The 8,862-nt window shown below is 58.3% G+C and carries 9 protein-coding genes; 6 read left to right on the forward strand and 3 right to left on the reverse strand.

What is annotated here, in order from left to right:
- On the reverse strand, window positions 1-170 hold a 170-nt coding region (locus P7F28_RS02080), incomplete at its 3' end, for a nitrilase-related carbon-nitrogen hydrolase (RefSeq protein ID WP_277182802.1).
- 639 nt (window positions 171-809) lie between these two features.
- Window positions 810-1,721, reverse strand: coding sequence for a LysR family transcriptional regulator (locus tag P7F28_RS02085; protein WP_277182782.1), 912 nt, complete (start codon window positions 1,719-1,721; stop codon window positions 810-812).
- A 290-nt stretch (window positions 1,722-2,011) separates the two neighbouring features.
- Here P7F28_RS02085 and P7F28_RS02090 point away from each other — a divergent pair, with 290 nt between their 5' ends.
- On the forward strand, window positions 2,012-2,974 hold the full coding sequence (locus P7F28_RS02090; protein ID WP_277182783.1) for a GlxA family transcriptional regulator: 963 nt from the start codon (window positions 2,012-2,014) through the stop codon (window positions 2,972-2,974).
- Between the two features lie 122 nt (window positions 2,975-3,096).
- On the opposite strand, the gene P7F28_RS02095 is transcribed toward P7F28_RS02090, so the two are convergent.
- Window positions 3,097-4,301 (reverse strand): IS3 family transposase gene (locus P7F28_RS02095; protein WP_277182803.1). Its coding sequence is split into 2 segments (ribosomal slippage): window positions 3,097-3,977 and window positions 3,977-4,301, totalling 1,206 coding nucleotides; the frame shifts between segments, so codons are not numbered across the junction.
- Between the two features lie 762 nt (window positions 4,302-5,063).
- Here P7F28_RS02095 and P7F28_RS02100 point away from each other — a divergent pair.
- The 5 genes from P7F28_RS02100 to P7F28_RS02120 all read left to right on the forward strand — a co-directional run.
- Window positions 5,064-5,762: an IS6 family transposase gene (locus P7F28_RS02100; protein WP_277182784.1), complete on the forward strand. Its 699-nt coding sequence runs from the start codon at window positions 5,064-5,066 to the stop codon at window positions 5,760-5,762.
- 65 nt (window positions 5,763-5,827) lie between these two features.
- On the forward strand, window positions 5,828-6,091 hold the full coding sequence (locus P7F28_RS02105; RefSeq protein WP_277182785.1) for a hypothetical protein: 264 nt from the start codon (window positions 5,828-5,830) through the stop codon (window positions 6,089-6,091).
- Complete coding sequence (locus tag P7F28_RS02110) at window positions 6,084-8,069, forward strand: phage integrase family protein (RefSeq protein WP_277182786.1); 1,986 nt, start codon at window positions 6,084-6,086, stop codon at window positions 8,067-8,069. The genes P7F28_RS02105 and P7F28_RS02110 overlap by 8 nt, the downstream gene beginning before the upstream one ends.
- 116 nt (window positions 8,070-8,185) lie before the next feature.
- Complete coding sequence (locus P7F28_RS02115; protein WP_277182787.1) at window positions 8,186-8,512, forward strand: hypothetical protein; 327 nt, start codon at window positions 8,186-8,188, stop codon at window positions 8,510-8,512.
- Between the two features lie 122 nt (window positions 8,513-8,634).
- Window positions 8,635-8,862, forward strand: a 228-nt coding sequence (locus P7F28_RS02120; protein WP_277182788.1) for a hypothetical protein, incomplete at its 3' end; no start/stop codon positions are given.

Genomic DNA, 8,862 nt, shown 5'->3' on the forward strand with positions numbered 1-8,862 from the left:
ATGAAGGCGAAATAGGGGTAGTAAGGAACGACCGTCTCAGGAAACGTTGCGAACTGCACGCCTTGTTTGCCGAGTTCCAGAATTTTTTTTACGACCTTGTCGACCGTGCCCTCGCGGCTATATAGGACGGGCGCGATCTGAACTGCGGCAGCATGGACGATTTTCGACATGATGATGCCTTTTGAGTAGTACGGAATGGTGGGATGAACTCGCTTTTGCGACGAGATGCTATGTGTTCAACTTCTCTCCATGTGCCTCGGTAGAGGCCGTCATCGATGGAATGTCGACGTCCAAGACCCAGCGGTCGCGCGCTTGGAGAACGTTAGCGGCGCTACTGTCTGGCTTCGAATGTCGCCTCGGCGAAATAGGCGGTCTATGCGGTCAAACACTGCAGCGGCCGGTAGACGAAATTAAGCGGGATGCACGCTTTTCATGACCGAGTGGACGGAAGAGATGTCGAGCAGTTCGCCTTTGACGACTTCCGCAAAGGTGATACGAAGCAAAGGCAACTCGCGCCTTATGAATGCGACCAAGACACGGCTCACGACAGGTACGCGGGAAAGCACCCAATGGCACCTTGCTCGACCAGAACTGTGTCGGATCATGATCCGTTCTTTTCTTATCCTAAGTAAAGAATTGCACAAATGGAGCGGCGCCAGAAGCCGTCGATTTGGGGATTTACTTAAGTGCGAGACACATATGCCGATGATCTTTCGGGAGTGCTAATCTTGCCTCGGTGGACCTATATGCTTTAGCTCCACGACAAGAGAGGCACCACAGGAATAACCAATTCTTCGGCCTTTTGGTGCCTAGACCGACATTGGCGCCTCAAGACAATCCATAGCGGATCTCTCGAACTCGGTCTTCAGATAGTTGGCCAAGCTTCGTGCGGCGACTCGAGTCGCCCGGCCCGCCGGAAAATAGGCATGGACTTCGACCACCGGTCTCTCCCATTCGGCTAGCAACTCAATGAGCGTGCCGTTGCGCAACTCCTGTCGACACGTCCGCATCGGGGTCGAGCAAATACCGAGGCCCGCGATGGCTGCAATGACGGCTCCTTCGTTATCGTTGAAGCTTGCGTGCGGCTGCACGTCGATCGCCACTGGCAGCCCGTCACGATAGAACTGCCAGGCGGCAGACCCTGCTGGACCGCCGATAATTCGATGATTGGCGAGATCTTCAGGTGCGCTCGGTAGCCCGGCCTGTTCGATGTAGCGTCGCGCGGCGACGATCGCCCTGCGGATCGAGGTCAGACGCTGCGCCGTGGCTGTCGAGTCCTGCAACTTTCCCATGCGGATCGCTATGTCAACTGCATCGCGAACCAGATCCTGCCGCTGGTCGTCCAAGATGATCTGAAGCCGCAGAGCGGGATGCTGATCGATAAATCCGGGCAAGCGTGGGATCACCTCGCGGTAAGCGAAGCTACCCGACATGCTGATGCGTACGACACCGCGTAGATCCGTGCCCTCGCGCACGCAATTATGCGCATCCTCGACCGCATCGAGGATGGCCTCCGCCCGCACCAGGAACTCGGTCCCGGCATCAGTCGGCACGACGGCGCGCGTCGTACGCGACAGCAAGCGAACGCCGACGCTAGCCTCCAGTTCGACGATGATGCGCGAGGCCTGCGACTGAGATAGGCCGCAATCCCGCGCGGCCGCCGAAATGTTGCCCAATCGTGCAACTCGCGTGAATAGTTGAAATGCCAGAAGATCTTTCATTTGTGCGAGTTACACCAGACAGCGTGACGGAAACGTGAGCGAATGCTTAGAATCTTGATCCTTTAGCGATACCGAACAGATTCGGAAGTGCAGAAGCAATGCCTCATGTTCATATGTTACTGTCTCGCGCCCCAGATACTGTAGGTCGTTATTGCCACCATTCACGACAACGTGAGTGGCGCGACACCAAGCCTGGCGCCCGCAGCACCCGAGCGAACATTCAACTGAAAATGTCTTGTAACTGGCTCGAACTATGAGCATCATAGCTTTTAAAGACATGGAGGTGTGGTATGCATCGGGTTGGTTTCATCGTACCGGATGGTTTTCAACTGATGAGCCTTGCGGCGCTGACGGTTTTTGAAGTTGCCAACCTGTCTCCGTCTGGCCCTCACTACGATGTCAGTGTGTTGTCGGAGCGCGGAGGGTCAGTCAAGTCTTCCGGTAGCGTAATGGTGGAGACGGAGGCGTTCGGAGACCTAGCATTCGACACTGTCATCGTTGGCTCGCTCACCAAATTCGAGGTTCCGCCCTCCAGCCCGGGATTGATCGCGTTCGCGCAGGCGGCGGCGAAAGTTTCCAGGCGGACAGCGTCAATCTGCAGCGGTGCATTTGTGTTGGCTGAGGCCGGGCTCCTCAAAAACAGGCGCGCGACAATGCATTGGGCCCACGCACCTAATTTCAGAATCCGCTTTCCCGACGTCAAGGTTGAAGAAGATCGGATTTTCATTAGGGATGGTTCGATCTGGACGTCAGCTGGAATGACTGCGGGGATCGATCTCGTTCTCGCACTGATTGACAACGATCTTGGCCCCGAGGTCGCGAAGATGGCGGCGAGGCTACTGGTCATGAACCAGCGTCGGCTAGGTGGGCAAAAGCAGCATTCCGCGCTCCTTGAAATGACACCTAAGTCTGATCGCATCGAATTGGTCTTGGCATATATCCGCCAGAATCTAAAAAACCCGCTCACGCTCAAAGAACTCGCAGGCGTCGCAAGCCTCAGCCCTCGCCAATTCAGCCGCGTTTTCTTAGCCGAAACCGATCAATCACCGGCGAAAGCAGTAGAGCGACTGCGATTGGAGGCTGCCAGATTCATGGTTGAAGAAGGGAGGCACACCGTTAATGTCGTGGCTCGGGAAACGGGCTTTGCGGATCGGGAACGCATGCGCCGAGCGTTCCTTCGCACCTACGGCATGCCAGCAGAAACGTTGCGTAAAAGCGCTCGACGAGAGGGTTCTAGTCGGGATTCGGGGTGAGTTGAAGCAGAGGGCTGATCGGCTTTAAAGCAGGGTAGCGCAGGAAATCTGCGACTTGGAGGAATTGTCGACATGCGTATATCGGTGGACTCGCCCCCGCATAACCGGACACGCGGTCACGCTTAGGTTAGTGAATTTTCTTGCTGGCGAAACTCGCGTGGCGAGCGGTATTTCAGGGCGCTGTGCGGATGCGATTCGTTGTAGTGGTTGAACGCGATGGCCAGGTTTTGCAGCGCCGTCCTGGCGTCAGGCTTAGGCATCCACGAAACGTAATCGCGCTTCATCGTTTTGACGAAGCTCTCGGCCATCCCGTTGCTCTGCGGACTTCTGACGGGTGTCGTGACCGGGTTCAGGCCGATTGCCCGCGAGAACGTCAGCGTCTCGTCAGCAATGTAGCAGGACCCGTTGTCGCTGAGCCACTCGATTTCGCTGTCGGTTTTCAGGGCTCCGTGGAAGCGGTTCTCGACGGCCTGAAGCATCACGTCACGCACCATGTCGCCGGTGTAGCCGCCTGTGCTCGCCACCCAGCTCATGGCCTCGCGGTCGCAGCAGTCCAATGCAAAGACAACGCGCAATGGCGCTCCATCGTCACAACGGAATTCGAAGCCGTCCGAACACCAGCGCGCATTGCTCCGTTCCACTGCAACCTTGCCGTCATGCCGGCGCGCAGATTGGGCATGACGAGGCCTGCGTTCGAGTAGCAGGCCGTGGGTTCGCATGACCCGATAAACCCGTTTTGCATTAACGCGAGCTTGCGCCTGCGCGTCCCGGGTTCGCCGCAACAGCGCCCACACACGCCGATAGCCGTAGGTGGGCAGCTCGGCAACCAGCCTTTGAAGCTCGGTGACCAGCGGCATGTCGTCCATGGCAGGCGTCTTGCGCTGGTCGACCCACTCAGCAGCGCGCTTCGATTTGACCGCAAGATTAGAGCGCGACACACCCAGGACTTCACAGACCGTCTTCATCGGTCGTCCCCCGGCAGCAATGGTGAGCGCGCAATCAATTTTTTTGCCCGGCCGTACTCCACTGCTTCGCGCAGGATTTCCACCTCCATCGTCTTCTTGCCCAGCAACCGCTGGAGTTCGCGAATCTGTTTCATCGCTTCAACAAGGTCCGACGCCGGCACCACCTGTTCGCCGGCACTCACGGCCGACAGGCTGCCATCCTGATACAGCTTGCGCCAGGCAAACACTTGATTCGCATTCACCTGATGGCGACGGGCTACCCCCGAAACGCTCGCTCCGGGCTCGAAGGTCTCGCGCACTATCGCGAGTTTCTCCTCGACAGAGCGTCGCCGGCGCTGTTCCGGTTGGGTCAGAACCTCGATGGGTTCTACATTGGAGCTAGGCTTAAACATAGGCGGAAGACTACCTTAAAATTTAAGCGTTACCTCGTGTCCGGTTTTCGACGGGGCCGTTCCAATCGGCAAAGCCGAGCAGGAACGTCGATGTTCCGGAGCGGCTAATTAGCTTGCTGGGGGCCGCTACTTTGAGCTCGACAGTAGAGTCGCAGGTACCGCGTGGAAGGTAAGAACTTTAGTGCGTGTCTGAGCATTGAGTCATCAATGAAAAGCTGCACTAGGAATAGTTATTGGATGAATGCAAAGATGTCCGTATTGCTGTGGTAACTCGACCTTATTTTGGCAATAGTACTAAGTAGTCGTGAATGGAGGACGAGGGAGACCCGCGCGAATTAAGCCAAGAGCGATTCGATCAAGGGCGTCTTTCCGTCGAAATGGAAGTTGAGAGATACGATCTTCAAAATGGAAGTCGCAGGCCCTATCCAATATTTCCGACCATACGTCGCGGGCCTCACTCAGCAGACCAAGATTGCCTAGCGCCGATGCGAGATAAGCTCGGCTCGATTTGGTATCAGGCACGAGCAGGATACGCTCCTTTAGGGCAGCGATAGCCGCCTCGTAGTTTCCTGCCACCAAATGTGCAACGCCTAAATTATGCAGGTAATGATGCGTGAAATGCGGATCGAGGTAGATCGCTCGCTGCAAATCGGCGATCGCTTTGTCAGGCGGTTTTGTCGCAGTAAGCGTCGGGTATCATGAGCCATGACAATGCGAACGATCGGATGTCTGATGACGACTTGGAATCCAGCCTTGGCACCGGTGCTCAGGCGTTTGCACTATCCGCTCGACGTGATCTTGACCTGCGTTCGCTGGTATGTGGCGTATCCGCTGAGTCTCCGACACTTGGAAGAGATGATGGCGGAGCGCGGAATTTCGGTCGACCATTCAACCGTGCACCGCTGGGCCATCAAGGTGTTGCCGGTTCTGGAAAAGGCCTTTCGCCGCCATAAGAAGGCCGTCAGTCGGAGCTGGCGGATGGATGAAACGTATGTCAAGGTCCGAGGCCAGTGGAAGTATTTGTATCGCGCAGTCGACAAGGAGGGCAACACGGTCGATTTTCTGCTGTGCGCCCATCGTGACAAGGCCGCGGCGAGGCGCTACTTCGAAAAGTCAATTGAGCAAAACGGCGAACCCGAGACGGTGACAATCGATAGAAGCGGTGCGAACCTGGCCGCGCTGGATGCCCTTAACGCGCAGCGGGAAACACCGACTAAGATTCGCCAGAACAAGTATCTGAACAATGTTGTCGAGCAAGATCATCGGGCGATCAAGCGACGCACCCGGCCGATGCTCGGCTTCAAGAATTTTCGTTGCGCCCGGATCCTGTTGAGCGGCATCGAACTTATGCACATGATCAGCAAGGGGCAAATGCAAGACCGAGGCATCGGATGCACTCATGCCCACCAGTTTTACTCACTGGCAGCGTAAGCAATCCTACTTATAATGCCGTTTGTTCGCCACCTTCCCCTTACCGCGACAAAACCGACGCGCGTGTGCCGTTCGAGTTTCTCTGTGCGACCCGGCCCGAGGTGTTTCTTGCGCAGACGCACGCGGTGCTGGCCGGGCTCGGCGTGCGCGTGCGGCCACCGGAGGCGGATCTTGTCCCGCCGTTGAGCGATGCCGAAGATCAGCGTCACCGCGCCAACGAGCACCACCGCGACAAAGACGGCGATAACCACCGTGACCACAACGGTGACGACGACGAAGGTAACGACGAAGGTAACGACTCAGATAGCGAGGAGGGCGGTCATGCCTGAACGCAAGTCGATGACCAAAACGAACGTCTCACCGGTCGCTGCGGTTGCGATCGAACGAGGCTTCACGACCAAGGACTTCACGGCGCTGCGCGCCTTCGTGCAGCGCATCGCGCCGGCGATCATCGCGCGCACCTACTACGACCCGGATGAAGACGCGCATGCGGCGACGCCGGCCGCGATGGAACGGCACCTGAACGGCATGCTCGATTCGCTCGTGCAGCTTGCGATGGCACATGGTTCGTCGGCGCTCGCCACGCACCTGCGCGCGTCAATTAAACAGCACGGTCGCCCGTTGCTCACGGCGGTGACCTTCCGCATGGTGACCGAAGCCGCGCAACTTGCGGCGGCCACCCCGCACGCGGACCACCCGATCAGTGCGTGGCTGCGTCCGCGCATCGCGCGCCGGCTGAAAGGGGAGGGCATCGTCACGCTCGGCGAACTGGTGGCGTTCTGCAACCGGCGCGGCGCCAGCTGGTGGCGTTCGATTCCGCGCATCGGGCGCGGTCGGGCGCGCGCGATCGTGAGCTGGCTCCGCAAGCACCAGGCGAAGCTGCAGGTCACGGTCGAGATCGATGTCGACTCCGAGGAGCGAGACGGCGTGCCGCTGGTGGCCGATGAACTCGTCGAAGTGGTCCCGGAGTATTACGCGGACCGGGGACCGCTCGGAACGCTACCGCGCTTGCGGCTCGCGCCGCTGGAACGCCTGTCGGTGCCACACGCACTATCTGGCGCCGAGGGGGAAAATCGCTCAAGCGCGTTCTGCTACATCCAGGCCAATCACGATCTCGATGCGGTGCGCGCGTATCTGAATCGCTATCGGGATCAACCTAAAACCCTGCGTGCGTACACCAAGGAACTCGAACGCTTTCTGTTGTGGTCGGTGGTGTTGCGCGGCAAGGCGCTGAGCGATCTGAAGGTCGACGATTGCGAGGCCTACAAGGATTTCCTGAAAAAGCCCGATCCGCGCTTCGTCGGCGATCGATTCGTGCGCCACTCGCCACGGTGGCGTCCTTTTGCTGCATCCAAATCCACTGCGACCGCGGATGGCTCGGCGGCGCTTTTGCCGGGATCGCAGCGTTACGCGGTGCGGTTGCTGCGCAGCGCCTTTGCCTGGTTGGTTGATGTGCGCTATCTGGCGGGCAACCCGTGGGTTGCCGTCAACGATCCGCCAATCGTGCGGCGCGCGAACTCGATGAAGATCGACCGCGCGTTGCCAGCCGAGTTGTGGCGCAAGCTTCGAGACGAACTCGATGCGCGGTGCGCTGATCCGCTTGCCTCGCAATGGCGGGTATTACGCGCTCCGGTGCTATTGATGGGCGATTCAGGACTGCGTCGCGAAGAAGCCGCCTCGGCTCGGCGCGAGGATCTGAAGCCGTCGGTGTACGGCACGCTGGATCGCCCGGTGTGGGAACTCACGATAGTGGGGAAGGGACGACGTGAGCGCACGGTGCCGGTGAGCCTCGCGACCCTCAGCGCGTTGCGTGCGCACTGGCAGGACCGGTCGCGGACCTTCGATGTCAGCTTCGGCGAAGAGAGCCCAGGCGAAAGGGATAGCCCGGTTCCAGCAGGCCCCTTGCTGGCGCCGATTATTATTCCATGGACTGACGCGTCAAGTCGCCGCCATCGACAAGCGAGCGTCGTCAATGCGGGTGTCCCGGTGGTTATGACTGAAACCGGCTACACCGCCGATGGGCTGAACCGATTCATTGGCCGTATGACAACGACGCTCGTCGAAACAATGGATTCACTGGACCTGGAAGAGCGCATGCGGCTGGGGCAGGTGAACGCGCATGCCTTCCGGCATACCTTCGGGACCCAATCCGTGGCGGACGACGTCCCAGTCGATGTCGTCCAAAAGGTGCTCGGTCATGTGTCGCTGCAGACCACGACGATCTACGTGCAGGCCGAGAAGCAGCGCGTTCTCGAGGAAGTGGCGCGCTACTACGCAGGCGTCGCCGCGCGCAAAACCGCGACATGAGAGCGTTCCGCTTCGGCGCTCCCTAGCTTCAGTTTCAGCACCCATTTCGTACGATGATTTGATACAGTGCGCAGCGATTTTCTGCGCTTATCCGCGCTGGCGTACAGGACAGAACCATGACTGATAAAGAGCTGAATTTGCGCGCGGGCCTGGCCGCATTCTCCGATGTGGATCGTGTGGTGGCAGTGAACCTTGATCAATTTGATCCGTTGAACTCGCGAGACGACTTGATCAAGCTGCTGGTCGAGACGGGCATCTCCTACACGCGGCCGCGTGAAGGCGATCTGGCGGCTGAAGACAGCAACAGCAGCGTCGAAGTGACGGTCAAGAACGGCGACGTGGTTTCCGCTGCAGCACGCGCGGCGTGCGAGCTGGCCGCAAGCTGGATCGAAGACGACGATGTCAAGGCGTGGAAGATCACGACGGGACGGTTTTCCCGCTGAGTAGCATCGAGAGCGGCAGCGCCGGAACCCTCAAGCAATGGCACGCGCGACTTCCACGGCACTTTTAATAGAGCCGAGTAAGTGGACCGAGAATCTACAAACAGAAAGTTGGATTAATTTTGATGAACGCAAACACTCCACAAACGGAGCGGCTGGCTGACGCATTCGAGCGAATTACAGAAATGCTCGAGTCGGAATCATCTAATACCATGATTACCGGTCCAAACAACGAACAGGTCCCGCAGGACACCCTCTTCAGTTGGTTCGCAATTGTTCTTCCAATGATGAAGTATGTCGAGTCATCGACCGCGGTCGACCCTGCGATGAAAGCGATTCATTTTCCCTGGGTG

It is taken from the genome of Caballeronia sp. BR00000012568055, from assembly GCF_029439455.1.
Classification (GTDB): Bacteria; Pseudomonadota; Gammaproteobacteria; order Burkholderiales; family Burkholderiaceae; genus Caballeronia.

Coding starts and splice junctions, on each gene's coding strand:
- P7F28_RS02100 (WP_277182784.1), top strand. CDS start 5,064: ATGACGACTTGGAATCCAGCCTTGGCACCGGTGCTCAGGCGTTTGCAC.
- P7F28_RS02115 (WP_277182787.1), top strand. CDS start 8,186: ATGACTGATAAAGAGCTGAATTTGCGCGCGGGCCTGGCCGCATTCTCC.
- P7F28_RS02085 (WP_277182782.1), bottom strand. CDS start 1,721: ATGAAAGATCTTCTGGCATTTCAACTATTCACGCGAGTTGCACGATTG.
- P7F28_RS02090 (WP_277182783.1), top strand. CDS start 2,012: ATGCATCGGGTTGGTTTCATCGTACCGGATGGTTTTCAACTGATGAGC.
- P7F28_RS02110 (WP_277182786.1), top strand. CDS start 6,084: ATGCCTGAACGCAAGTCGATGACCAAAACGAACGTCTCACCGGTCGCT.